The following is a 23,228-nucleotide window of genomic DNA, read 5'->3' as shown; positions in this document are numbered from 1 at the left end:
CGGAGCAGCGCATGACATCCACCTTCCCCGACATCTCCATCAGCACGGAGCGGTTGGTGCTGCGCCCGTTCGAGGACGCCGACGTCCCCGCGTACGCGGAGATGATGAACGACGAGATGGTCACCGCCTGGACCTCGGCCCCCCAGCCCTTCACCGAGGACGACGCCCGCGACTGGATCACCCGGGTCGCGCCCGCCGAGCGCACCGAGGGCCGCGGAATCGCCCTGGCCGTCACGGAGTTCCTCACCCAGCGCCTGGTCGGCATCGTGCAACTGCGGGACACGGACTGGCGGGTGCGCTCCAGCGAACTCAACTACGTCGTCGCCCCCTGGGCCCGCGGCGAGGGCTATGCCTCGGAGGCGGCGCTCGCCACCGCGCAGTGGCTCTTCAACGACCAGCGGTTCGAGCGCATCGAGCTGCGCACCGCCGCCGACAACACCGCCGCCCAGCAGGTCGCGCAGAAGATCGGCTGCATCAGCGAGGGAGTCCTTCGGGGCGCCTGGATAGCGCGTACGAGGAACGGCGGGGACCCGTTCGGCGGCTGGCTCGACGTGCGGACCGACCTCATCGTGTGGAGCCTGCTCCCCGAGGACCTGGAAGGAGTCGGCGAGCAGCTTGCGGACAGCGGCTTCAGCGCCTACTCCGACTGGAACTGACCCCCGGGGCGGCTCCCGGGCCCACCAGGTACGCTCGCCCCTGGCCACACGCGGTTGCCCCCTACACGCGACGCCCGGCCACCTCGCACACCCCCGCGAGAACCCCGACCCGCGAGACCCAGGAGACAGACGAAGATGGCCGACCGCGTCACGGTGATCGGCTGGGACGGTTCGCCGCTGACCGCCGCCGCGCGCTCGGCGCTCGGCGCCGCCACCCTCGTCGCGGGCGCCGCCCACCACCTGGCGCTCACCGAAGTGCCACCGGCCGCCGAACGGATCCGCCTGGGCAGCGTCAGCCTGGCCGCCCGCCGCATCGCCGCCCACCGCGGCACCGCCGTGGTCCTCGCCGACGGTGACCCCGGCTTCTTCGGCGTCGTGCGCACGCTGCGCGCCCCCGAATACGGCCTCGAGGTCGAAGTGGTGCCCGGCGTCTCCTCCGTCGCCCAGGCCTTCGCCCGCGCCGGCATGCCCTGGGACGACGCCCAGGTCGTCGTCGCGCACCCCCGCACCCTGCGCCGCGCGGTGAACGTCTGCCGCGCCCACACCAAGGTCGCCGTCCTCACCTCACCCGGCGCCGGTCCCGCCGAGCTCGGCCTGCTCCTCCAGGGCGTGCACCGCACCTTCGTGATCTGCGAGGAGCTGGGCACCGAGCGCGAGCAGGTCACCGTCCTCACCTCGGACAAGGCCGCCGACCACGCCTGGCGCGACCCGAACGTCGTCATCGTCATCGGCGGCCCTGTCGCCGCATCCGACACCGGCTGGATCGCGGGACGCGACCCCGGCACCCCCCGCGGCTGGGCGCTGCCCGCTCCCGCCTACGGAGGCGAGGACTCGCTCGGGGAGGGCGAGAGCGACCGCCTGCGGGCCGCGCAACTCGCCCGCATCGGCCCCCGCGTGGGCGACCTGGTGTGGGACATCGGTTGCGGCAGCGGCGCCTTCACCGTAGAAGCCGCCCGCTTCGGCGCGGCCGTCATCGCCGTCGACGCGGACCCCGACGCCTGCGCCCGCACCACGTCGGTCGCCCGCCACTTCGGCGTACAGCCGCAGATCGTGCACGGCACGGCGCCGCACATCCTCGAAGACCTCCCCGAGCCCGATGTCGTACGCGTCGGGGGCGGGGGAGCCGCGGTGGTCTCCGCCGTCGCCGACCGGCGCCCGGCGCGCATCGTGACGCACGCGTCGACCCGTGACGCGGCCGAACTCATCGGCAGGGACCTGACGGAGCACGGATACGCGGTGGAGTGCGCCCTGCTCCAGTCCGTCGAACTCGACACGCGCGCGTGGACCGAGCGCGAGCGGACCGTGGTCTTCCTGCTCTCCGGACAGTTGCCCGATCGCGCCCCGTGACCCTGCTGACGCACGGTGCGGGGTAGGCTGGCCGATCGTTGTACCGCACCCGAGTGTCCGGCAAATAGTTGGTCAATGTCCGGAAAGCTCGCCCGTTTTGGGGGGTGTGTGGTACGGCAGGACCGGAGGGCGCGCAACGTGGCGCAGCCCACAGCGGGCCGTTGCGGATCAAGCCGCCGTGGCGTCTTGCCGACCGGGACAATGCCTGTTGTCCGTACGCGGTTCGTGCCGCGCGGCGCGCACGCTCGTTGAGAATGACGGGCGGTTGGTGCGCCGCTCCGGGCAATGGGGCTTCCCCGGCCTAAGGCTGAGGGGCGGTCGAAGAAGCACTAACCGATGGGCGAGGGGTTACGCATGACCGACACCGGCCAGGTCCCGGGCGAGGGACTGCCGGAGAACGCAGGCATGGTGGAGCAGCCGGGCGTCCCCGCCCCGGGTGCGTACACCTACCTCGACCCCTCCGAGAATCCCGCCGAGAGCGTCGCCCCCGCAGACGATGACGACCTGCTGCTCATGCCGGGTGCCCAGGGCGCCTGGAGCGAGCCGCAGTCGGCCCCGCCGCAGCAGGGAGGCCCGGGTCAGCCGGTGGCCGCCCAGCACGGTGAGGCCCAGGGGACCGCGCAGCACGGCGTCGCTCAGCCGGTGGGTGCGCAGCACGTGGGTGGTCAGTCCGTGGATGGTCACGGTGTGGCCGCCGATCCGTCCGTGGCTGCATCGGCCATGGCGGAGCAGTCCGTGGGCGGCCAGTTCGCCGCTGCTCAGTCCGCCGGTGGCCGACACTCGGCCGAGCAGTCTCAGGGCGGTCAGCACCTCGTCGGCCAGCACGCCGCGGGTCAGCAGGCCGTGGCCCAGCAGTCGGTCGGGCAGCCGCAACCCCAACCGCAGCCGCAGGCCATGCATCAGCCGGGGCCGCACGAGACGGCCGGGCGGGACAGCGGCTCGGTCGACCTGAACGGCGTCCAGCTGCCCGGCGCGCCTACGCCGGCGCCCGCTTCGCACCCCGGCCCGTCCCGTCGCCCGCTCCACCGGGGGCCTTCGGGTCCCGCCGTGCCCGACGGCGCGGGAAGTCCCGTACGTTCCCTCGCCGACCGCGGCCCTGCCGGTACGCCGCAGCACGCCGTTCCCATGCGGCACGCGGGGCCGCCGACCGTGGGGCCCGAGTACCTCGACATTCCGCGTGACGAGGAAGGGGTACTGCCGGGTCCGCAGCTCGGCGAGATCGCGCCGCAGGGTGCGAGCCCGTGGACGAGTCAGCCGCAGCATGCCGAGTCCGTCCAGCAGCCGCAGAACCCGCAGTCTCCTCAGCCTTCTCAGCAGCCTCCTCAGCACGCACAGCCCGTCGCACCAGCAGAAACGGTCGTCCCGGACGCCGCACCCGTAACAGAGGACGCACAGGCCCCCGAGGCCGCACCGGGTCCGCAGGACGCGCTCCCCGCTGAAGCTTCGCAGCCCGCACCCGCCACCGAGCTGCCCCAGCCGGTGGTGACCGCCTCTGCCGCCCAGGCAGCCCCGGCCGCCGAGCCGCCCGTGGCCACCTTCCCGCAGGCCGCCGGTGCCGCCGACCCCGCGATGGCGCAAGGCGCCGAGACGGACGGCCAGTTCGCGCACGCCGTGGCCGGAGCCGGGCAGCCCGCGTTCGCCGCGGAGCCGTCCGTGCCCGCTCCGGAAGCGGGTCAGGAGCTCCCGCTCACCGCCGAGGCCGAGCAGTCCGCGCACGCGTCGGGCTCCGGCCAGCCGCAGTTCGCCGTGGCCGGTGCGCAGCCCTGGTCGGACGCGCCGCTCGCTGCCGCCGGGCACACGGCCCAGGGCCCGCACATTTCGTCGGCCCCGCACGCCCCGCAGGCAGCCCAGTACGCGGAAGCCCCCGTGGCCCAGGCGCCCCAGGCTCAGGACGAAGGGCTCCCGGGCGACCCGAACCAGCCCTTCGCGGAGCCCCAGGCGCCCGCGCCCCTCGGCCAGTTCGTGCCGGTCGAGGGCACGGTGCCGACCACGCCGCACCTCGCGCCGACTCCGCCGCACGCCCTGTCCGTACCCCCGGAGCACTTCGAGGCCCCCGAGGCGCAGCCGGAGCCGGTCGCCGAGGCCGAGGCCCCCGCTCCGGAAGCCGTAGCCCCGGAAGAGACCCCGGCCGCCCCGGGCATCCTGGAGGACTCCGAACTCCCGGAGCCCCAGGAGCCCTCGGCACTCGTCGAAGCCGCCGAGCCCGCGTTGCCGCAGCCCGCGGCCACCGTGCCCGCCCCGCGTGACGGCGGAGAGGCCGCGGCGGCGACTCCCGTACCGGACACGGCAGAAGAGCCCGTGACCGAGGCGCCCCTCGAAGCGGTCGAAGCCCCCGTAGAAGCAGAAACAGAAGTCGAAGCAGAAGCGCAGGCGGAAGCAGAAGCACAGGCGGAAGCGGAAACGGTGGCAGCCGACGAGGTCCCCGAGCCGCTCGCCCCCGCCGCCGAAGTCGTGGACCCGGCGGAAACCGCGGACGACGCCACCGCCCCGGAGCCGGTACAGGACCCGGAGCTCGTCCAGGATCCCGAGCCCGTCCAGCAGCCCGAGCCCGTCCAGCAGTCGGAGGTGCCCGCCGCACCCGCGTACGACGACGCCGAACGCGAGGCCGTCCTGCGCGTCATGCGCGAACGCCGTGACATCCGCAACGGCTTCCGCAGCGACGCCATCCCGCACGAGGTGCTGCTCCGCGTCCTGGAAGCGGCCCACACGGCGCCGTCCGTCGGCCACTCGCAGCCCTGGGACTTCGTGGTCATCCGCTCGGCGGAGACCCGCCGCACGATGCACGAGCTGGCCATGCGCCAGAAGGACGCGTACGCGAAGTCGCTTCCCAAGGGCCGCGCGAAGCAGTTCAAGGAACTGAAGATCGAGGCGATCCTCGACACCCCGGTGAACATCGTCGTCACCGCCGACCCGACCCGCGGTGGCCGCCACACCCTCGGCCGCCACACGCAGCCGCAGATGGCTCCGTACTCCTCGGCCCTCGCCGTCGAGAACCTGTGGCTCGCGGCGCGCGCCGAGGGCCTCGGCGTCGGCTGGGTCAGCTTCTTCGACGAGCGCGAGATGGTCAGGACCCTCGGCCTGCCCGAGCACCTCGAAGTGGTGGCTTACCTCTGTGTCGGATACGTCGACGAGTTCCCCCAGGAGCCCGAGCTGATGCAGGCGGGCTGGTCCAAGCGCCGCCCGCTCTCGTGGGTCGTCCACGAGGAGACGTACGGCCGCCGCGCCCTGCCCGGCGAGGACCCGAGCGACCTCCTCGCGGAGACCGTCTCCAACATCCGCCCGCTGGACGCGAAGGCGCTCGGCGAGGCGTGGGAGCGGCAGAAGCGCATGACGAAGCCGCCGGGCGCGCTCGGCATGCTGGAGATCATCTCCGCGCAGCTCTCCGGTCTCTCACGGCAGTGCCCGCCGCCGATCCCGGAGCCCGCGGCCGTCGCGATCTTCGCGGGCGACCACGGTGTGCACGCCCAGGGCGTCACCGCCTGGCCCCAGGAGGTGACCGCGCAGATGGTCGCCAACTTCCTCGGCGGCGGCGCGGTCTGCAACGCCTTCGCCAACCAGGTGGGCGCCGAGGTCTGCGTCATCGACGTGGGCGTGGCGAGCGAACTCCCCGCCACCCCTGGTCTGTTGCCCCGCAAGATCCGCGCGGGCACGGCGGACATGACGACAGGACCGGCCCTCAGCCGCGAGGAGGTCAAGGCGGCCATCGAGGTGGGCATCGAGACCGCCCGCGACCTGGTGGCCGCGGGCAACAAGGCCCTGCTCACCGGCGAGATGGGCATCGCGAACACCACGGCGTCCGCGGCCCTCATCTCCGTCTACACGGACACCGACCCGGGCGAGGTGACCGGCCGCGGCACCGGCATCAACGACGAGATGCACGGCCGCAAGGTCGACGTCGTGCGCCGCGCCCTCGAACTGCACCAGCCGGACCCGGCCGACCCGATCGGCGTCCTCGCCGCGATCGGCGGCCTGGAGCACGCGGCGATGGTGGGCCTCCTCCTGGGCGGCGCATCCCTCCGTACGCCCGTGATCCTGGACGGCGTGAGCGCCGGCGCGGCGGCCCTGGTCGCCCGCGCCATCGCCCCCGAGGTCCTCGCGGCCTGCATCGCGGGCCACCGCAGTGCCGAACCGGGCCACGTGGCGGCTCTCAACAAGCTGGGCCTGCGCCCCTTGGTCGACCTCGACCTCCGCCTCGGCGAGGGCACAGGAGCCCTCCTGGCCCTCCCGGTGGTGCAGAGCGCGGCCCGCGCGATGCACGAGGTGGCCACGTTCGACTCGGCGGGAGTCACCGAGAAGTAGCCGCACCTGGCACGGGGTGGGCAGGCCCTACGCAGGCTCTGTCCGCCCCCTTCGCCGCTGCGTTTGTGGGCAGGCGTTCCGCACGGCGGAACGGGTGGGCGCAAACGCCCACGGTCCGCGGACGTACAAGGGCCGTAAAGTAACCCACACCCAGAACCCGCACGTCAGCGCCGCTCCACCGCCGAAGCGGCAGCGCACGCAGCGCCCCCGCACGAGGAGCCACCCGCCATGGCCGAAAGCCCCGCCTACCCCGTAGGCCTCCGTCTCACCGCCCGCCGCACGGTCGTGCTCGGCGGCGGCCAGGTGGCCCAGCGTCGCCTCCCCGCCCTGATCGCGGCGGGCGCCGACATCACCCTCGTGTCGCCGACGGCGACCCCCTCCGTGGAGGCGATGGCGGACGCGGGCGAGATCACCTGGGAGCGCCGTCGCTACGAGCACGGCGACCTCCAGGACGCCTGGTACGCGCTCATCGCCACCAGCGACCCCGAGGCGAACACGGCGGCCTCCGCGGAAGGCGAGGCGCACCGCGTCTGGTGCGTCCGCTCCGACGACGCCGACGCCGCCACCGCCCTGACGCCCGCGACGGGCCGCTCCGCCGGCGTCACGGTCGCCGTCCTCACCACGGACATCCACGACCGCGACCCCCGCCGCACCGCGGCCATCCGCGACGCGCTCGTCGAAGGCCTGAGCGACGGCAGCCTCGTCGCGCGCCAGCATCGCGCCCGCACCCCCGGCGTCGCCCTCGTCGGCGGCGGCCCCGGCGACCCGGACCTCATCACGGTCCGCGGCCGTCGGCTCCTCGCCGAGGCGGACGTGGTCATCGCCGACCGGCTCGGCCCCCGTGACCTGCTCGACGAACTCCCGCCGCACGTCGAGGTGATCGACGCCGCGAAGATCCCGTACGGCCGCTTCATGGCCCAGGAAGCCATCAACAACGCCCTCATCGAGCACGCGAAGCAGGGCAAGTCGGTCGTCCGCCTGAAGGGCGGCGACCCCTTCGTCTTCGGCCGCGGTATGGAAGAGGCCCAGGCGCTCGCCGAAGCGGGCATCTCCTGCACGGTGGTCCCCGGCATCTCCAGCTCGATCTCGGTGCCCGGCGCCGCGGGCATCCCGGTCACGCACCGCGGTGTCGCACACGAGTTCACCGTGGTCAGCGGTCACGTGGCCCCCGACGACGAGCGCTCCCTGGTCGACTGGCCGTCGCTGGCCAAGCTGCGCGGCACGCTCGTGATCCTGATGGGCGTGGACAAGATCGGCAGGATCGCCGAGGCGCTCATCGCGCACGGCAGGCCGCCCGAGACCCCCGTCGCCCTGATCCAGGAGGGCACCACCGCGGCCCAGCGCCGCGTGGACGCCACGCTCGCGACGGTCGCCGCCGAGGTCGCGGCCCACGAGGTGAAGCCCCCGGCCGTGATCGTCATCGGCGACGTGGTGAACGTGGGCCCGGACGCCCCCGCGTAACCACCCGGAGCCCCCGCGTAACCACCCCGAGCCCCCGCGTAACCACCGGTAACCCAACCCGCCCCGAGGCGTTGGCACCACACCCAGGACAAGGCAGTATCACCCTGTGGCTGATCTCATCACCGTTGACGACCCCACCGACCCGCGCCTGAGCGACTACACGGGCCTGACCGACGTGGAGTTGCGTCGCAGGCGCGAGCCCGCCGAGGGCCTCTTCATCGCCGAGGGCGAGAAGGTGATCAGGCGCGCCAAGCAGGCGGGCTACGAGATGCGCTCGATGCTGCTCTCCGCCAAGTGGGTCGACGTCATGCGGGACGTCATCGACGAGGTCCCGGCCCCTGTGTACGCGGTCAACCCCGACCTTGCCGAGCAGGTCACCGGCTATCACGTGCACCGCGGCGCCCTCGCCTCGATGCAGCGCAAGCCGCTGCCGACGTCGGACGAACTCCTCACCAGGGCACGCCGCGTCGTCGTCATGGAGTCGGTCAACGACCACACCAACATCGGCGCGATCTTCCGCAGCGCCGCGGCCCTCGGCATGGACGCGGTCCTCCTCTCACCGGACTGCGCGGACCCGCTCTACCGCCGCTCGGTGAAGGTCTCCATGGGCGCGGTCTTCTCCGTCCCCTACGCCCGCCTCGAATCCTGGCCGAAGGGCCTGGAGGGCGTACGCGAGGCGGGCTTCAACCTCCTCGCGCTCACCCCGGACGAGAAGGCGAAGAGCCTGGACGAGGCGGCGCCCCACCGCATGGACCGGGTCGCGCTGATGCTCGGCGCGGAAGGCGAAGGCCTCACCACCAAGGCCCTGATGGCAGCCGACGAATGGGTCCGCATCCCGATGGCCCACGGCGTCGACTCCCTGAACGTGGGAGCGGCGGCCGCGGTCGCGTTCTACGCGGTGGCGACGGGCCGTCCTCAGCTCTGAGAAGCGGGCCCCGGACCGAGTCGCTGGCTCTGGCCGTGGCTTTGGCTGTTGCTCTGGCTCTGCTGTACGTCGCGCACATCGTGCACGCCGCTGCCGCCGAGCCCGCGCGCGGGCCCCTGGCACCCCTGGGCCGCCGCGATCCCCAGGGCCACGAGCAGCGTCACGACCACGAAGACGAAGAGCCGCTGGCGCAGCAGTCGCGGATTGGCGGGACGCCGCCCGCCGCCGGACCGCGTCGTGTTCCGCGCGGGCCCGGGGCGTGAGCCGGACCGCGAGGAACTGGACCCGGCCCGCGAGGAATTCGGCCGCGATGAACCGGTGCGCGATGAACCCGTGCGCGAGGAACCAGTACGTGAGGAACCGGTCCGTGATGAACTCGGCCGCGCCGAACCGCCCCGGGGTGGGGGAGTGCCCTGCGGATGACGCCGCTGGGTCTGCTGGTCCACGTACTCCTCGGCCATCCGCCCCGTCGGCCGGTCCTGGTTCTGCCGGGGTGCGGGCGGCCGGGGGTCCGTCAGGCCCTGTGCCTCGCGGGCCGCGATCTCCTTGAGCCTGAGGGACAGTTGGAGCGTGCTGGGACGCTCCTCCGGATCCTTCGCGAGGCAGGCCCGGATCAGCGGGGCGAGCGCGTCCGGGACCCCGCCGAGCTGGGCCTCCTCATGGACGACGCGGTAGAGCATGACCTCGGAACTGCCGTGTCCGAAGGGCGAGTCCGCCATCCCCGCGTACGCAAGCGTGGCGCCCAGCGCGAACACGTCCGTGGCGGGCGTGACGGCGGCGCCGCGCACCTGCTCGGGAGCGAGGAAGCCGGGCGACCCGACGGCGGTGCCCACGTGGGTCAGCGTGGACGCCCCGGTGGCCCAGGCGATGCCGAAGTCGATGATCCGCGGCCCCTTCGGGGACAGCAGGATGTTCGACGGCTTCAGGTCGCGGTGCACGACACCGGCTTCATGTACGGCGACGAGGCCCTCGGCGAGGGCCGAACCGACGACCGCCACGTCGGCCGCGGAGAGCGGGCCCTCGGCGGCGACCTTGTCGTGAAGGGACGGCCCGGGGACGTACTGCGTGGCGAACCACGGGCGGTCGGCGTCCAGATCGGCGGCGACGAGGCGCGCGGTGCAGCCGCCGCGGATCCGCCGGGCGGCGGAGACCTCCCGCGCGAAGCGCGACCGGAACTCCTCGTCCTCCGCCAGATCGGGCCGGATCACCTTCAGGGCGACGCGCTGCCCCCGCCGGTCCGACCCCAGGTAGACGACCCCCATGCCGCCGGCGCCCAGCCGCCTGTGCAGTCTGAACGAGCCGACGACACGCGGGTCCTCGCGCCGGAGCCGCATCATCGCCATGTCCATCCCCGCTGCCCGGTCCGTTGTCGTGCCACAGCTTACGTTTCCGTGGCCGGGCAGGTGCAGAGGCCGCGCCCTCACGGCCCGACCGATTGTCAGTGCCGGGTGGGAAACTTGAAGAGTGGTCAGGGGCGCGGGGGCGGACGGCTGTTGTGCGGGCGGTCGCTCCCAACCATCCATCGCTGAAGGGGGATTGATCCCGTGAAGGGTGATCGCGTGGAGATAGTCGTGGACGCCGGGGACACGACACGGACGTACGAGGTGGTGGCGAGCCGGGCGGGCCGCCGGGTGGAGACGGCGGTCCGCAGGGGGGTGGTCGAAGTGAGCGAAGTCACCCGCAGCGGCTCCGTCGTGCGGACGGCACGGTTCATGGCGACCCGCGTCCTGGCTCTGGTCGAGCAGCCCGTCCCCAGGGAGGACACATCCGAGCAGGCAGCCCGCCCCCTCCGGGAAGACCCTGAGACCTAGGACCCCGTCTCCACCCCTGGGAGTACATGACCGACGATCGGTCATCCTCCGGGAGGCCCGGCAATCGGTACGAGGGCATGACGCCCCCGGCCTCCCGCGCACCTAAATTTGAGGTCAAGCGGCGGGTGGCAGCACTCGTCCCCCGAGGTCAGACACCCGCCGCTGCCAAGTTCATACAGATTCGGTCAGGAGAGGAACCATGGCGGACACGGCACCGCGGGCATTGATCCGCACGCAAGGACGTAAGGCCTTCGCCACGTTCGGCGTCCGCCCGTCCGGCACGCGCCACCCCTTGGTGGCGACGGCCATGGTTCTTCCCCTGGCGGCCCTGCTGGTAGTCGTCTTCGGCGGCTGGGAAGCAGTGGTCACACAGGCGTCGTCCGTGGGCGTGATGCTGGGGCGCTGAGCGGCGCCCCAGGCCCGGATGAGCGGTCCGGGCGGGGACATCCGGCCAGGAAACCCCGTGGGGACGGGGGTGCGGCGGACGGCACGAGAAATGCCCGCGCAGCTGGGGAGCTGCGCGGGCACTTCTTTGCGCGGGGCTCCGCCGGTGTCCCTGGGCGCCCTCGATCACCGGCTGCGCCGAGCTCGTCCTCAAACGCCGGATGGGCTCGCATTGGCCCACCGCCGAGCTCGTCCTCAGCGCCGGACGGGCTGGAGACCGGCCCACCACCTCGTCCTCAGCGCCAGACTGGCTGGAAACCCGCCCGCGTACCCTCACGGGCAGTACCGACCGACGCACCCCGGGGGACCCGTGACCGCCACCGCCACCGCCTTGCTGCCGGCGCTGACCGCCCAGGTTCGCCACACGGCCCACCGCGCCCCGCGTACCTGCGTCTGTGCGCCCGAAGCCGTCCTCGCGGACCGCGACGACGCCACCGTCGTCCGGCACGGCGGCACCGTCGCCAAGGCGCACGCCCCCGGCACGGACCCCCTCGAACTCGCGGCCCGCCTGAAGGTCGCAGCCGCCCTGCGCGGCACCCTCCTCCCTCCGCTCGGCGAGACGGCACTACCGCTCCACGGCCGCCTCGTCACCCTCTGGGAGGCCGGTACCCCGGTGGACCGCGACGACCCCGACGCCGCCCCCTGGGAAGCTGCCGCCACCCTTCTCGCCCGCCTGCACGCCACCCCCCTGGCCGAACTCCCGCATCCGCTCCCGGACATGCGCGGCCCCGCCAAGGCGGCTCGGGCGATGGCGCGGATGCGGGCCGCGGGAGCGCACCCCGCGACAGCCCCCGTCGAGCGCGCCTGGGCCACGCTCCCCGCGTGGGCCCGTGCGCAGGCCCCCGCACCCCTCCCCAAGCTCCTGTGCCACGGCGACCTGCACCTGGGCCAGCTGATCCGCACGGCCGAAGGGCGCTGGCTGCTCATCGACGTCGACGACCTCGGCCTCGGCGACCCGGCCTGGGACCTGGCCCGCCCCGCCGCCTGGTACGCCTGCGGCCTCCTCGCCCCGGACGAGTGGACCCGCTTCCTCACGGCCTACCGGGCCGCACGAGGACCGGCGGTTCCCACGGACGGCACGGACCCCTGGCCCGCCCTCGACGTCCCGGCCCGCGCGCTCACCGCGCAGACCGCCGCCCTGGCCGTCGCCAAGTCCGTCAAGGAGCACCGGCCGCTCGACGAGATCGAGCAGGCGGTCGTCGACGCCTGTGACCGGATGGCCGCCGTCCCCACGGAGTTGGCGCCCACCAGCACGAAGTAGGGTGCAACGCACCGAAGCCGGGCAGAGATCCGGCGAAGCAGTCACGACCGGCGAGGAGTTGAGCCGACCATGCAGTGTCCCAAGTGCCGTGCACCGATGCACACGTACAACCGCAATGGCGTCCAGATCGAGCAGTGCAGCGGTTGCCGCGGGATATTCCTCGACTACGGCGAGCTCGAGTCCCTGAGCCGGCTCGAGAACCAGTGGGGCGGCCAGCAGGCCCCGCCCCCGCCGCCCGGCCCGCAGGCGTATCCGGCGGCTCCCGCCCCCCAGGCGTACCCCGCCGCTCCCGCACCGGCGTGGGGCGCTCCGCAGCACGGCGGCCACCACGGCGGGCACTACGGCCACAACAAGCGCCACAAGAGCTTCGGGCACATGCTCTTCTCCTCCTGACCGGGAGGAACGACGAAGCCCCCGGCCGTGGGAACGGCCGGGGGCTTCGTACGGATGGTGCGCGATACTGGGATTGAACCAGTGACCTCTTCCGTGTCAGGGAAGCGCTCTCCCGCTGAGCTAATCGCGCAGGTCAACCTGCGTGTGTTGCGTACTGCGTGCGCGATACTGGGATTGAACCAGTGACCTCTTCCGTGTCAGGGAAGCGCTCTCCCGCTGAGCTAATCGCGCGGGGTTTCAGACCTCGGGAAGGCAAGCCTTCGAGAAGATCCAGTGGACGATACTGGGATTGAACCAGTGACCTCTTCCGTGTCAGGGAAGCGCTCTCCCGCTGAGCTAATCGTCCTTGGAGGTGGAGACGGGATTTGAACCCGTGTAGACGGCTTTGCAGGCCGTTGCCTCGCCTCTCGGCCACTCCACCAGGAGTGCGGGGGTTCGGGAAGATCCCCCACTTCCTGCGAGCGGACGACCAGGTTCGAACTGGCGACCTCAACCTTGGCAAGGTTGCGCTCTACCAACTGAGCTACGTCCGCTTGTCTTTCCCGGCCCGCTTGCGCGTCCCGGCGACGTGTTGAACTCTAGCGGATTCCTGGGCCAGTACAAAAACGCGTTTGCGCAGCGTGCTGCGCTGTCACCGGCCCGGGGCGCGACCAGGACGCCGGTCATAGACTCGCAGACGTGCACAGCGTCCCTCAGATGTCCTCCCGGCCGCCCTCCGGGGCGTCCCTGCCCATGGCTCGCTTCGGCGGCCTCCTCGCGACCGGCCTCAGGGACGTGACCAGCGATCCCTCGGCCCTGGACTCCCGCGGATTCTGGGCGGTCTGCGCGAGCTTCGAGGGCGAGCTGGTCTGCGCCCGCTTCGACGACGTACGCGAGGAACCGGTGCCCGCTCCGGTGCCGGGAGCGTGGCAGGGGCCCGCGGCCGGTGACTGGACGTCGTCGCTCGACAGCGCCGCGTACATGGCCGGTGTGCGACGTGTGCGCGAACACATCGCGGCGGGCGACGTCTATCAGGCGAACCTCTGCCGCGTGCTCTCCGCGCCCGTCGCGGCCGGCGGGGACGGTGCGGACGGTGTGGACGTCGACGCCCTGACCGCGCTCCTCGCCCGCGGGAACCCCGCTCCGTACGCCGGAACGATCCGCCTGCCCGAACACGGCGTCGAGATAGCCACGGCGTCCCCCGAGCTGTTCCTGCGCCGCGAGGGGCGCGTGGTGGAGTCCGGGCCGATCAAGGGCACGGGGCGCACCGAGGCCGACCTGCTCGACAAGGACTACGCCGAGAACGTCATGATCGTGGACCTCGTCCGCAACGACCTCGGGCGGATATGCGTGACCGGCTCCGTGACCGTCCCCGACCTGTGCGTGATCGAGAAGCATCCCGGGCTCGTCCACCTCGTCTCCACCGTCCGGGGCGAGCTTCTCCCCGACGCCGGCTGGCCCGAACTCTTCGCCGCCGCGTTCCCGCCCGGTTCCGTCACCGGTGCCCCCAAGTCCAGCGCCCTGCGCATCATCGACGCTCTGGAGACCGCGCCCCGCGGCCCGTATTGCGGCGGGATCGGCTGGGTCGACGCCGACCGGGGCACCGGCGAACTGGCCGTCGGTATCCGCACCTTCTGGATCGACCGCGCGGCGGGCGCGCTGCGGTTCGGCACCGGCGCCGGGATCACCTGGGGATCGGACCCCGAGGCGGAGTGGCGGGAGACCGAACTGAAGGCGGAACGGCTGCTGGCGGTAGCGTCAGGGGCGTACGAAGTGAGTGGAGGGACCCCTCAGTGAAGATCTGGCTCAATGGCGGCCTGCAGGACCTGGAGACGGCCCGCGTCTCCGTGCTCGACCACGGACTGACCGTCGGCGACGGAATCTTCGAGACGGTGAAGGCGGTCCAGGGGCGGCCCTTCGCGCTGACCCGGCACCTGGACCGGCTCGCCCGTTCGGCACGCGGCCTCGGCCTGCCCGAGCCGGACCTCGACGAGGTGCGCGCGGCCTGCGCCGCCGTGCTCGCCGCAGAACCGATGCCCCTGGGGCGGCTGCGCATCACGTACACCGGGGGCCTCTCGCCGCTCGGCTCGGACCGTGGTGACCAGGGGCAGACGCTGGTCGTGGCGCTCGGCGAGGCAGCCAGGCGCGCCGACACGACGGCCGTGATCACGGTGCCGTGGACGCGCAACGAACGGGGCGCCCTGACCGGCCTGAAGACCACCTCGTACGCCGAGAACGTCGTCGCCCTCGCGCGCGCCCACGAGCAGGGCGCTTCGGAGGCGCTGTTCGCCAACACGGTGGGGCAGCTGTGCGAAGGCACGGGGTCGAACGTCTTCGTCGTGATCGACGGTGAGATCCACACGCCGCCGGTCGCCTCCGGGTGTCTGGCGGGCATCACGCGCGCGTTGGCCGTCGACTGGATGGGCGCGCGCGAGACGGACCTGCCGCTCGACGTCCTGGACCGCGCCGACGAGGTGTTCCTGACCTCGACGCTCCGTGACGTCCAGGCCGTGCACCGGATCGACGGGCGCGAACTGCCGGGCGCGCCGGGCCCGGTGACCGCCAAGGCGATGCGGATCTTCGACGAGCGCGCGGCGGACGACCTCGACCCGTGACCGGTCGGCCAAGAGGTCACAACTGCACGCGATCCGGATGACGCTCGAGCCGCAGGGCGGGTAGAACACCACTGATGACCACGACCCTGCGGCCGACCGGGCCGCTTCAGCAGAGCGCTGACGGCGCGAAGTCACGCACGTACGAAGTGTGCGTGAACAGCCGTCCTGTGGGCGGGATAGAACTCGCCACGCACGCCGTGTTCGGACCCGGCGTCGCCGAGATGCGCGATCTGAGCATCAAGGAACCCGACCGCAGGCGTGGCCGTGCCACCGTGGCCGTGCTCGCCGCCGAGGAGGTGGTGCGCGGCTGGGGCTGCGAGCGGATCGAGGTGGCCGTGCCCGCGGAGGCCGCGGCGGCCCACCGTCTCGCCGTGTCCCTCGGCTACCAGGAGCGCAACCGCCACATGGCCAAGCCCCTGACCGCCGAGCCGCCCGTGCTGCCGGCGGGCATCGAGGGGCGGCAGATGACCGAGGACGAGTACGAGGTGTGGCTGGCCCGCGAGAAGGAGGCCTACGCGCAGACCTGGATCGAGCGCGGGGTCCCTGCGGAACAGGCACGCGCCAAGTCCGAGGCCGACCACGCCGACCACCTGCCGCAGGGCCTCGCCACCCCCGGCACCAGCCTCAGCACGCTCACCCAGGAGGGCACGAAGGTCGGCACCCTCTGGCTGGCGCTGCGCGACGGCGACGCGTTCGTCTTCGACATCGAGGTCGACGAGGAGCACCGCGGCCGTGGCCACGGCAGGTCCTTGATGCTCCTCGCGGAGGCCCAGGCCCGGGACGTGGGCCTGGGACGCATCGGCCTCAACGTCTTCGTGGGCAACACCCCGGCCCTGCGCCTCTACGAGTCGCTGGGCTACGAACCGGTCATGTACTACGTGTACAAGCAGCTGCTCTAGGAGCCTCAGCCGTCCTGCCCGGAGGCCGCGAGGAGGAGGTCCGTGATCTCCTCGACGCGTTCGAGCAGGCCGTCCTGGCTCTTTCCGCCGTCGAGGCGCTCGCCCCCGATGACGTACGTCGGTGTCCCGGTGACGCCGATCGCCTTGCCCTCGGCCTGGTCGGCGTCGACGATCAGGATGTGCCGGCCGTCGACGAGTGCGGTGTCGAACTCCTCCGCGTCCAGGTCCAGTTCACGCGCGACCTCGACCAGGAAGGGTTCGCCCTTGCGGGTCAGGTCCTCGACCTGGCCGAGCACGGCCTCGACGTACGGCCAGCCCTGTCCCTGCTCGAAGGCCTCCTCGGCGGCCTGGGCGGCGGCGAAGGCGTGCTTGTGCTTCTCGAGGGGAAAGTGCCGCAGGCGCAGGTCGACGCGGTCGCCGTAGCGGGCGCGGAGCGCGCGGACGTCGTCGAGGGCGGTCCGGCAGTCCGGGCACTGCAGCTCGCACCAGATGTCGATGACGAGGGGACCGGTGGGGGAGTCGGGGACGGAGTCGCTCATGGGACACAGTCTTCCAGCCCCGCGACCGCCTCCCAACCGGGGCGGTGGCGCGAACCGGAACCTGCGGAGGAGGCGGGACCCTGATATGTCCCTGAAGTCCGCTCGGGGCGTGGCTTGTGGGGGCCCACCCGGTGCAGGATGGAGGGGAAGACAGTGCCACCGTCTACGCCCGCACGCCTGGAGGACCGGATGATTGCCGAGACCGTCTGTTCCGCCGTATCCGCGGCCGGCCTCGGCATTGCCGCGATCACGGCCTACCGCAAGCGTTTCCTCGCCGCGACGCGCCTTGCCGCCTACTCCCTGATACCGGTGGGTCTGGTGATGACCGGAGTCGTCGGATGGCTGGCCGACACGGCCTTCAGCATGAAGGCGTGGGCGGGCTTCGGAGTCCTCGGCGTCGCCTGGCTGCTCTTCATGATCACCCGCGCCGTGGAGCGCCGCTCCGGCGGCACCCGCAAGGAGCGCAAGGCCGCGAAGGCGGCCCAGCGCGATGCGGTGGCCCCCGCGGCTTCGGCTCCCTCCCTGGGGCAGGGCACCCGCCCCGCCACTCAGCCGGCGGCCCAGCCGAAGGCCGCGGCCGCGCCGAAGGAGGACTTCAGCGACATCGAGGCCATCCTGAAGAAGCACGGCATCTGACGGCACCCGGCCGCACTGCCGCGGTCGACTCCGTCAACGAACCGTCCTCGCTCGACGGGCGTGAGCGTCGCTCGTTCGTGTGGACGGGGGCGTCGGCGGGTCCGGCGCGGTGCCTCGCTGGTCGGCCAGGTACGGAACGCGTACGAGACCGGACTTTCGCAGGTCACGTAATGCGGCGAACTCCCGCGCTTTCCTGGCGTGTTGGTCATCGGTACTCCCGGGACTGAGTCATCATCGCCGCGAGATGCTGGACACCGCACAGGGCGATGCCGCCCCGCCGACCGATGAACGAGCCGCGACGGAAGAGCCCAAGGGCTGTCTGTTCGCGCTCTCCCAGCCACCCCTGATGATCTTCCTGGCGGTGATCGGTGTGCTGATCCTGATGGGGACGCTGCACGACCTGCTGGGGCTCTAGGGGTGTAGGGACCATGGGGGCTCCAGCGACTCGATGGGCGCCGAAGCCGTGGGCTCAGCCCGCCGCTTCCTTGCGCCGGGCCCGGTAGGCGGCGACGTGCAGCCGGTTGCCGCAGGTGCGGCTGTCACAGTAGCGGCGCGAGCGGTTGCGCGAGAGGTCGACGAAGGCGCGCCGGCAGTCCGGGGCCTCGCAGCGCCGCAGCCGGTCCTGCTCGCCCGCGACCACGAAGAACGCGAGCGCCATCCCGCAGTCCGCCGCGAGGTGGTCGGCGACGGAGGCCCCGGGCGCGAAGTAGTGCACGTGCCAGTCGTAGCCGTCGTGGTCGGTGAGCCGGGGCGTGGTGCCCGCCGCCGCGATCAGTTCGTTGATCACCGCCGCCGCGGCCTGCGGCTCGCGCGCCGCGAAGACCTCGTGGAAGCGGCTCCGGATGTGCCGGACGCCGGCCAGGTCACGCTCCGAGAGCACCCCGACGTCACTGATGTCGTGGTTTCGTACGAACTCGCCCAGGGCCGCTACGTCCGCGAGCCCCTCCGTCTCGTCGCCCGCCACGCCCTCGGTGTCTGGCGCGGTGTTCACCAGATCGACCACGGCGTCGAGTGCGCACCGGGTGTCGTGGGTGATCAGCACGATTTGCTCCCTGGCCTGGGGGGTAGTGGGGCCTGCCCCTGCTCAGAGCCTGGGGAAGGTGCCCGCCGATGCTGGCCGATGCTAGCGGCTTCCCGACAGGACGCACCGGCGCCGTCCCCGCGGGTATCCGCGGCGACGGCGCCGGTGTGTCTGCTTCTGTGCGGTTGTCATGCCCGAGCCGTCGCCCCGAGTCGGACGGCGCCGGGCGCTCTCGCGCGGCCTGGAGCTAACTTTCGGCCAGGATGTGCGAGAGCTCCGTATCCAGATCGAAGTGGCGGTGTTCCGTGCCGGGCGGCACGGCCGCGTCCGTTCGCTTGAGGAACGACTCCAGGGCCCGCGCCGGGGCCTCGAGCAGAGCCTCACCCTCGGGGGAGCTCAGGGCGATGCAGACAACACCCTGACCGTGGCTCCGGGACGGCCAGACTCGGACGTCGCCGGTACCGGTGGGCCGGTGCAGGCCCTCGGCGAGGAGGTCGCGGGCGAACACCCACTCGACGGTTTCCTCGGCTCCGGTGTGGAAGGTGGCGTGCACGGCATAGGGATCGGCCGTGTCATACCGCAGTCCTGCGGGTACAGGCAGTGAGGACTCGCTCGACACAACGAGGCGCAGGTGCAGCTCGCAGCTGACCGTGGTGTTCATAAGCGCCAGGGCCTTTCGCTCAGTGTGCGCTCGGGGATTCGCACGTCGGCGAAATCGACATGCCACCTACGGTGCCGTTGTAAACCCCTCTGAGGGTTTTGGGTGTCTTTAGGTAGCTCGTACGGCGGTTTGTCCGTTCGGCGGGTACAGCCATTCCGGTGACGGGTTTCCGTCCGGTAGGGTTTGGCCGTATGAATACGGGGAGTAACGAGCCGGGGGTTGCCGAAACAATCGCCGGCACGAAGGACGAACAGCCGCTCGGATCGCGTGCGCCGGAGTTCATCCAGGCCCGCAAGGCGCTGCACCTCAGCTGGCAGGTGGGCGTGTTCATCGTCGGTCTCGCAGTGGTTGCCGCGGGCATCGTGATGCTGCCGCTGCCCGGACCGGGCTGGCTGGTGATCTTCGGCGGTATGGCGATCTGGGCGACCGAGTTCGTCTGGGCTCAGCTGGTGCTTCGCTGGACGAAGCGGAAGGTCACAGAGGCGGCGCAGCGTGCGCTCGACCCCAAGGTGCGCCGCCGGAACATCATCCTGACGACCATCGGCCTGGTGATCGTCGCCGTGCTCGTCGGGATCTACGTCTGGAAGTTCGGCTTCGAGATGCCGTGGAAGATCAAGGAGTGACCTCAGGGTGACTCCACGGCGGTCGGAGGCACCCGCTGACATGCGGTAATGTTCTCCGTGCGCCCGGGGCGATTAGCTCAGTGGGAGAGCGCTTCGTTCACACCGAAGAGGTCACTGGTTCGAACCCAGTATCGCCCACCCCGGAACTACGGCCCGGAGGCTTTTAGCCTCCGGGTCGTAGTCGTATTCGGCTCGATTTACCGTGCGGTGCAAGAGAATTGATGCCCCGTCGGCTGCCGCGCGGAAAAAGCGGAGTCAGTGCATTCTGCCGAGAACGTCTCGGACCCGGCGTGCGTCGCGCAGCCGCTGTTCGTAAGTCGCGCCGACGGCGAGGAGCAAGAGACCCGCGAGCGCGGGCGGCAGCCAGCGCGGCAGGGCGTCCACCACTTGGACGATGAAGGGCGCCAGTTCGTGCAGGGCGTCCAGGGCGAGGACCGTGCCGCCGAGCACCAGTGGCGCCTGCAGCCGGTGCCGGGCTCCTGTCAGCGTGATCAGCAGGGCCGTGGTGCCCAGGAGCAGCGGCCGCTGCCAGTGCGCGTCGCTCCAGGCGGCGATGAGGCTCGGCAGGAGCGTCGCCGCGAGGCCGGGGCCGTAGGCCGTCCAGGAGGACGTCTCCGGGGCGCGGCGACGCCGTAGCGCGCCGATCACGAGCGCCGGGACGGTGACCGGCAACGTGTACGCCTCCGGTGTGTCGACGCTCCACGCGGCCAGGCGCACCCAGGTCGCCAGGAGGAACAGCACCCCGGCCGCATACCCGACGGACCGTCGGTCCGCGCGCAGCGCGGTGCCCGCGGCGATGACGCCGCCGAGCGCGAGGGCCAGGGCGAGGGTCGTCGCGTGGCCCGCGGTGAGGACGACGGCGAGGCCACCCGCGGCCGCCGCGGTGATCTCCACCGAGAGGGTCAGCGGGTGCCGCCCCAGCCGGGCCGCGGCGAGGGCACCGAGCGCCGGTACGACGAGCATGAGCAGCCCGACGTGATCGGGACGCAGATTCCAGGCGGCGCCCGTGGCGCAGGCGAATGCGGTGGAGTACGTGATGGCGGCGACGACGGCGGCGGACGCCACACCGGGAACGGGATCCCTGCGGCGGGCCGCGAGCGCAGTCGCCGCCAGGAACACCGCGGTCAGGGCGCCGAGCGTGCCGAGCGTCGCCTCGGTGGTGGCCAGGGCGAGGAACGCGACACTCCCCGATGAGGCAACCGCCAGGCCGAGCGAGGTGAGAGCCACGGCCTTCGACCCGACGCGGGACGCGAGGGCGAGGAGGCCGGCGGTGAGAGCGATGTACGCCGACACACCAGCCGCGTAGGGCAGTTGGAGTGCCGAGGGGAGGATGAGGAGGGCGGCCCAGACAAGGGCGAGGGCACCGGATCGAGCGATGCCGGGGTCGCTGAGGCGAGCGGCGCCGGACCGCGAGTCGGCCGGCGCGAAGGGCGATCCGGCATGTTGCTCGGAGGTGGGGCCCGCGGCTGGTTTCGCGGTGGCGCCTGGGCCGGGCTGTGCGGCTGAGGCTGCGCCTGGCTTTGCGCCGGGTCCAGCGGCGGGCGCTACGTCGCGATCTGCGGCGGACACTGCACCGGATCCTGTGCCGTGCGCTGCGCCGGGTCCTTCGGCAGGCACCGCACCATGCCCAGCGCCGTGCACCGCACCCGTTCCAGAGCCGTGCACCGCACCCGTTCCAGAGCCGTGTGCCGTACCGGGGCCCGCGGGCTCCGCGCCGTGTGGCCCGCCGCGAGGCGCCGCGGGGCCTGGCGCAGCAGCGGCAGGCGGTGTGGGAGGGGTGGTTGGGGCCTGGTTGGGGGGCAGGTTGCCCGGGTGGGCACTGGTCGTGGGCAGGACGCGCGCCGTCGTCAGTAGGGCTCCGGCGATCGTGGTCAGGACGAGGGCCGCTATTGCGGGGTAGTGCGCCGGCAGGCCCGGCACCGTGAGTGCGGCGGTTGTGTCCGATGGTGCGCCTGACCAGGCCTTGCCTGCCCAACTCACCGGTCCCAGGAGGGCGGTGATGAAGGCTGGCAGCGTCCACAGTGCCGCCATCGCGTGGATCAGGAGTGCCGACCCGGCGATTCCGCGGAGGGCAGGGCGGGGCAGGGGGACGCGTACGGCCGCCAACAGCGTGACCCCGCACGCCAGATAGGCGGGAACCGCCCACGCTGCGGGCAGCGCCTCGCGCAGCACGCCACCGGTCGCGGCCACGATGGACAGGCCGCCCGCGAACGCCGCACCCGTCGCCTGCGGGGGCTGCGGGATCAGCCACGACGCCACCAGCGCGATCGACGCGGCCAGCAGCAGAAGCGCTCCCGCCCGCGCGGCGTCCGGCACGTCCGCGGCCGACCAGGAGAGGTAGCCGGCGCCCACCGCGCCCCACAGGCCCGCGGCGCAGGCGCCGATGGTCGCCACGACGCGTACGCCCAAGTCGCGGGCCCGTAGCGCGAGGGCCGCGTCGAACGCCGCTGTCACCAGGAGCGCCGCCCCCGTCGCGTGGGCACCCGCGTCCGCGGCGAGTACCCAGAGGAACAAGGGGAGTTGAGCGCTTGCCACGGCCAGCGGCAAGGGCAGCCGCAGCGCGCGGAACGACATGCCGTACGCCGTCCAGAGCGCCGTGAGCGCGGCGGACGCGACGGCCGTGTAGCCGAGGGCGTCGGCCTGCGGCAGGGCGACGGCATGGAGGGCGTACGCGTCGAGGACGGTGAGGGCGAGGCCCAGCGCGGCCACCGTCTCCGCCGTCGAACGCAGCTTCCGGCGCAGCAGCAACGCGGGCACGCCCAGTGCCGTCAGGGTCACGGCGGCGAGGACGGCGCTGCGGCCTCCGATGCCCAAGTGCCCCCAGCTCACCAGGGTGAAGGCGATCGCCGCGACGGTGAGCAGGATGCCGCCCAGGGTGAGCAGCGCGTTCTGCACGTTCGGCGGTGTGGACTCGGGGGCGCGGACCGGCCGCGGGGGAGCGGGGGCGGGTGCGGCCGCCGTCTGCAGGACGCCGATCAGCCAGGCGCGGCGGTGCAGCAACTGCGACCTGCGCGCGTCCAGTCGGTACAGCTCCAGGTCGAGGATGCGGAGCTCCTCGGCCGGGGGCGGAATGTTCGTCATGCCCGTGGAGTGTGCTCCAGGACACAGCGCGGGGCATGGGCTCGGATACTCACGACGTACTCAGATCGGGGTGCCTACCGGCAGACTCGGTCCATGGACTGGAGTCACTACCGCTTCCGCAGCGTCTGGCGCGTCCCCGCGCCGCACACCGACGTGTACGCCGCGCTCGAACGCGCCGAGGACTATCCGCAGTGGTGGCCCCAGGTGCGCGAGGTGAGGTCCATCGACGGACGCCGTGGCACCGCGCGCTTCCGCTCCCTCCTGCCGTACGACCTGTTCGTCACCGGCGAGGAGCGACGCCGCGACCCGGAGGCCGGGATCCTGGAGATCGCGATGACCGGGGATCTGGAGGGCTGGGCGCGCTGGACCGTCACGTCGGTGCCGGGCGGGACGCAGGTGGTCTACGACCAGGAGGTGGTGGTGCGCAAACCGTTGATGCGACGCCTCGCCGTTCCCGGGAGGCCCGTCTTCCTCCTCAACCACGCGCTGATGATGCGCGCGGGCGAGCGAGGCCTGAGGGGGCACATGAAAGGGGCCTGACGGCTCTCGCGGAAGCGGTTTGAAGGAAACCCGCGAA

General features: G+C 72.4%; 21 protein-coding genes and 6 tRNA genes. 17 read left to right on the top strand and 10 right to left on the bottom strand.

The window, feature by feature from the left end; genetic code table 11:
* The first annotated feature begins 11 nt into the window (after window positions 1-11).
* The 5 genes from AC5P1C_RS19610 to AC5P1C_RS19590 all read left to right on the top strand — a co-directional run bounded on the left by AC5P1C_RS19610 (window position 12) and on the right by AC5P1C_RS19590 (window position 8,688).
* Window positions 12-656 carry a GNAT family N-acetyltransferase gene (locus AC5P1C_RS19610; RefSeq protein ID WP_493867156.1) on the top strand — a complete coding sequence of 215 codons (645 nt, stop codon included), beginning with the start codon at window positions 12-14 and terminating at the stop codon, window positions 654-656.
* A gap of 135 nt (window positions 657-791) precedes the next feature.
* Window positions 792-2,003 (top strand): precorrin-6y C5,15-methyltransferase (decarboxylating) subunit CbiE, encoded by a 1,212-nt coding sequence (gene cbiE, locus AC5P1C_RS19605; protein WP_493867155.1) that lies wholly within the window; start codon window positions 792-794, stop codon window positions 2,001-2,003.
* Between the two features lie 354 nt (window positions 2,004-2,357).
* Window positions 2,358-6,302, top strand: a complete 3,945-nt coding sequence (cobT, locus tag AC5P1C_RS19600) for a nicotinate-nucleotide--dimethylbenzimidazole phosphoribosyltransferase (protein WP_493867154.1) — start codon at window positions 2,358-2,360, stop codon at window positions 6,300-6,302.
* Between the two features lie 228 nt (window positions 6,303-6,530).
* The gene (gene cobA / locus AC5P1C_RS19595; protein WP_493867153.1) at window positions 6,531-7,763 is read left to right on the top strand and encodes a uroporphyrinogen-III C-methyltransferase; all 1,233 of its coding nucleotides are present in this window, start codon (window positions 6,531-6,533) and stop codon (window positions 7,761-7,763) included.
* A 106-nt stretch (window positions 7,764-7,869) separates the two neighbouring features.
* Window positions 7,870-8,688 (top strand): TrmH family RNA methyltransferase, encoded by an 819-nt coding sequence (locus tag AC5P1C_RS19590; RefSeq protein ID WP_493867152.1) that lies wholly within the window; start codon window positions 7,870-7,872, stop codon window positions 8,686-8,688.
* Here AC5P1C_RS19590 and AC5P1C_RS19585 read toward each other — a convergent pair.
* The gene (locus tag AC5P1C_RS19585; protein WP_493867151.1) at window positions 8,679-10,037 is read right to left on the bottom strand and encodes a serine/threonine-protein kinase; all 1,359 of its coding nucleotides are present in this window, start codon (window positions 10,035-10,037) and stop codon (window positions 8,679-8,681) included. The two genes, AC5P1C_RS19590 and AC5P1C_RS19585, sit on opposite strands and share 10 nt — an antisense overlap.
* 195 nt (window positions 10,038-10,232) lie before the next feature.
* Here AC5P1C_RS19585 and AC5P1C_RS19580 point away from each other — a divergent pair, with 195 nt between their 5' ends.
* From AC5P1C_RS19580 to AC5P1C_RS19565, 4 genes are all read left to right on the top strand, one after another.
* Window positions 10,233-10,499, top strand: coding sequence for a DUF8836 family protein (locus tag AC5P1C_RS19580; RefSeq protein WP_266868958.1), 267 nt, complete (start codon window positions 10,233-10,235; stop codon window positions 10,497-10,499).
* A 199-nt stretch (window positions 10,500-10,698) separates the two neighbouring features.
* Entirely contained in the window at window positions 10,699-10,905 is a 207-nt protein-coding gene (locus AC5P1C_RS19575; RefSeq protein WP_493867150.1) for a hypothetical protein, read from the top strand.
* A gap of 348 nt (window positions 10,906-11,253) precedes the next feature.
* The gene (locus AC5P1C_RS19570) at window positions 11,254-12,204 is read left to right on the top strand and encodes an aminoglycoside phosphotransferase family protein (protein WP_493867149.1); all 951 of its coding nucleotides are present in this window, start codon (window positions 11,254-11,256) and stop codon (window positions 12,202-12,204) included.
* Window positions 12,205-12,273: 69 nt separating this feature from the next.
* Window positions 12,274-12,597: a TFIIB-type zinc ribbon-containing protein gene (locus AC5P1C_RS19565; protein WP_493867148.1), complete on the top strand. Its 324-nt coding sequence runs from the start codon at window positions 12,274-12,276 to the stop codon at window positions 12,595-12,597.
* Window positions 12,598-12,652: 55 nt separating this feature from the next.
* Here the strand turns inward: AC5P1C_RS19565 and AC5P1C_RS19560 are convergent.
* From AC5P1C_RS19560 to AC5P1C_RS19540, 5 genes are all read right to left on the bottom strand, one after another.
* A tRNA-Val gene (locus AC5P1C_RS19560) sits at window positions 12,653-12,727 on the bottom strand.
* Between the two features lie 29 nt (window positions 12,728-12,756).
* Window positions 12,757-12,828 (bottom strand) — tRNA-Val (locus tag AC5P1C_RS19555).
* A 43-nt stretch (window positions 12,829-12,871) separates the two neighbouring features.
* Window positions 12,872-12,943, bottom strand: a tRNA-Val gene (locus AC5P1C_RS19550).
* Window position 12,944: 1 nt separating this feature from the next.
* A tRNA-Cys gene (locus tag AC5P1C_RS19545) sits at window positions 12,945-13,018 on the bottom strand.
* 39 nt (window positions 13,019-13,057) lie between these two features.
* Window positions 13,058-13,130: transfer RNA gene (locus AC5P1C_RS19540), tRNA-Gly, on the bottom strand.
* Window positions 13,131-13,293: 163 nt separating this feature from the next.
* On the opposite strand from AC5P1C_RS19540, the gene AC5P1C_RS19535 reads away from it, so the two are divergent.
* From AC5P1C_RS19535 to AC5P1C_RS19525, 3 genes are all read left to right on the top strand, one after another.
* Entirely contained in the window at window positions 13,294-14,373 is a 1,080-nt protein-coding gene (locus tag AC5P1C_RS19535) for a chorismate-binding protein (RefSeq protein ID WP_493867289.1), read from the top strand.
* Window positions 14,370-15,191 carry an aminotransferase class IV gene (locus AC5P1C_RS19530; protein ID WP_493867147.1) on the top strand — a complete coding sequence of 274 codons (822 nt, stop codon included), beginning with the start codon at window positions 14,370-14,372 and terminating at the stop codon, window positions 15,189-15,191. The genes AC5P1C_RS19535 and AC5P1C_RS19530 overlap by 4 nt, the downstream gene beginning before the upstream one ends.
* Before the next feature lie 74 nt (window positions 15,192-15,265).
* Complete coding sequence (locus AC5P1C_RS19525) at window positions 15,266-16,090, top strand: GNAT family N-acetyltransferase (RefSeq protein WP_493867146.1); 825 nt, start codon at window positions 15,266-15,268, stop codon at window positions 16,088-16,090.
* Between the two features lie 5 nt (window positions 16,091-16,095).
* On the opposite strand, the gene AC5P1C_RS19520 is transcribed toward AC5P1C_RS19525, so the two are convergent.
* On the bottom strand, window positions 16,096-16,629 hold the full coding sequence (locus AC5P1C_RS19520) for a DsbA family protein (RefSeq protein ID WP_493867145.1): 534 nt from the start codon (window positions 16,627-16,629) through the stop codon (window positions 16,096-16,098).
* Between the two features lie 189 nt (window positions 16,630-16,818).
* Here AC5P1C_RS19520 and AC5P1C_RS19515 point away from each other — a divergent pair, with 189 nt between their 5' ends.
* The gene (locus tag AC5P1C_RS19515; RefSeq protein ID WP_493867144.1) at window positions 16,819-17,265 is read left to right on the top strand and encodes a hypothetical protein; all 447 of its coding nucleotides are present in this window, start codon (window positions 16,819-16,821) and stop codon (window positions 17,263-17,265) included.
* Window positions 17,266-17,509: 244 nt separating this feature from the next.
* Complete coding sequence (locus tag AC5P1C_RS19510) at window positions 17,510-17,680, top strand: hypothetical protein (RefSeq protein WP_493867143.1); 171 nt, start codon at window positions 17,510-17,512, stop codon at window positions 17,678-17,680.
* Window positions 17,681-17,734: 54 nt separating this feature from the next.
* Here the strand turns inward: AC5P1C_RS19510 and AC5P1C_RS19505 are convergent, their stop codons facing one another.
* Both AC5P1C_RS19505 and AC5P1C_RS19500 read right to left on the bottom strand, forming a co-directional pair.
* On the bottom strand, window positions 17,735-18,307 hold the full coding sequence (locus AC5P1C_RS19505; protein WP_493867142.1) for a CGNR zinc finger domain-containing protein: 573 nt from the start codon (window positions 18,305-18,307) through the stop codon (window positions 17,735-17,737).
* A gap of 226 nt (window positions 18,308-18,533) precedes the next feature.
* Window positions 18,534-18,947: an SsgA family sporulation/cell division regulator gene (locus tag AC5P1C_RS19500; RefSeq protein WP_003959770.1), complete on the bottom strand. Its 414-nt coding sequence runs from the start codon at window positions 18,945-18,947 to the stop codon at window positions 18,534-18,536.
* Between the two features lie 191 nt (window positions 18,948-19,138).
* On the opposite strand from AC5P1C_RS19500, the gene AC5P1C_RS19495 reads away from it, so the two are divergent.
* On the top strand, window positions 19,139-19,570 hold the full coding sequence (locus AC5P1C_RS19495; protein WP_493867288.1) for a TIGR02611 family protein: 432 nt from the start codon (window positions 19,139-19,141) through the stop codon (window positions 19,568-19,570).
* 66 nt (window positions 19,571-19,636) lie between these two features.
* Window positions 19,637-19,708, top strand: a tRNA-Val gene (locus tag AC5P1C_RS19490).
* Window positions 19,709-19,825: 117 nt separating this feature from the next.
* Here AC5P1C_RS19490 and AC5P1C_RS19485 read toward each other — a convergent pair.
* Complete coding sequence (locus AC5P1C_RS19485; protein ID WP_493867141.1) at window positions 19,826-22,651, bottom strand: SCO7613 C-terminal domain-containing membrane protein; 2,826 nt, start codon at window positions 22,649-22,651, stop codon at window positions 19,826-19,828.
* Window positions 22,652-22,744: 93 nt separating this feature from the next.
* Between AC5P1C_RS19485 and AC5P1C_RS19480 the strand changes: the two genes are divergently transcribed.
* A complete protein-coding gene (locus AC5P1C_RS19480; protein WP_493867140.1) occupies window positions 22,745-23,191 on the top strand; it encodes an SRPBCC family protein in 447 nt (148 codons plus the stop codon).
* Window positions 23,192-23,228: the final 37 nt, after the last annotated feature.

This window comes from Streptomyces sp. A18, from assembly GCF_059026065.1.
The sequence above is the reverse complement of the archived record's forward strand: the minus strand, read 5'-3'. Positions and strand labels throughout refer to the sequence as shown.

Coding starts and splice junctions, on each gene's coding strand:
- AC5P1C_RS19510 (WP_493867143.1), top strand. CDS start 17,510: ATGCTGGACACCGCACAGGGCGATGCCGCCCCGCCGACCGATGAACGA.
- AC5P1C_RS19485 (WP_493867141.1), bottom strand. CDS start 22,651: ATGACGAACATTCCGCCCCCGGCCGAGGAGCTCCGCATCCTCGACCTG.
- AC5P1C_RS19515 (WP_493867144.1), top strand. CDS start 16,819: ATGATTGCCGAGACCGTCTGTTCCGCCGTATCCGCGGCCGGCCTCGGC.
- AC5P1C_RS19495 (WP_493867288.1), top strand. CDS start 19,139: ATGAATACGGGGAGTAACGAGCCGGGGGTTGCCGAAACAATCGCCGGC.
- cbiE (WP_493867155.1), top strand. CDS start 792: ATGGCCGACCGCGTCACGGTGATCGGCTGGGACGGTTCGCCGCTGACC.
- AC5P1C_RS19565 (WP_493867148.1), top strand. CDS start 12,274: ATGCAGTGTCCCAAGTGCCGTGCACCGATGCACACGTACAACCGCAAT.
- AC5P1C_RS19520 (WP_493867145.1), bottom strand. CDS start 16,629: ATGAGCGACTCCGTCCCCGACTCCCCCACCGGTCCCCTCGTCATCGAC.
- AC5P1C_RS19585 (WP_493867151.1), bottom strand. CDS start 10,037: ATGGACATGGCGATGATGCGGCTCCGGCGCGAGGACCCGCGTGTCGTC.
- AC5P1C_RS19575 (WP_493867150.1), top strand. CDS start 10,699: ATGGCGGACACGGCACCGCGGGCATTGATCCGCACGCAAGGACGTAAG.
- AC5P1C_RS19535 (WP_493867289.1), top strand. CDS start 13,294: ATGTCCTCCCGGCCGCCCTCCGGGGCGTCCCTGCCCATGGCTCGCTTC.
- AC5P1C_RS19610 (WP_493867156.1), top strand. CDS start 12: ATGACATCCACCTTCCCCGACATCTCCATCAGCACGGAGCGGTTGGTG.
- AC5P1C_RS19525 (WP_493867146.1), top strand. CDS start 15,266: ATGACCACGACCCTGCGGCCGACCGGGCCGCTTCAGCAGAGCGCTGAC.
- AC5P1C_RS19480 (WP_493867140.1), top strand. CDS start 22,745: ATGGACTGGAGTCACTACCGCTTCCGCAGCGTCTGGCGCGTCCCCGCG.
- cobA (WP_493867153.1), top strand. CDS start 6,531: ATGGCCGAAAGCCCCGCCTACCCCGTAGGCCTCCGTCTCACCGCCCGC.
- cobT (WP_493867154.1), top strand. CDS start 2,358: ATGACCGACACCGGCCAGGTCCCGGGCGAGGGACTGCCGGAGAACGCA.
- AC5P1C_RS19500 (WP_003959770.1), bottom strand. CDS start 18,947: ATGAACACCACGGTCAGCTGCGAGCTGCACCTGCGCCTCGTTGTGTCG.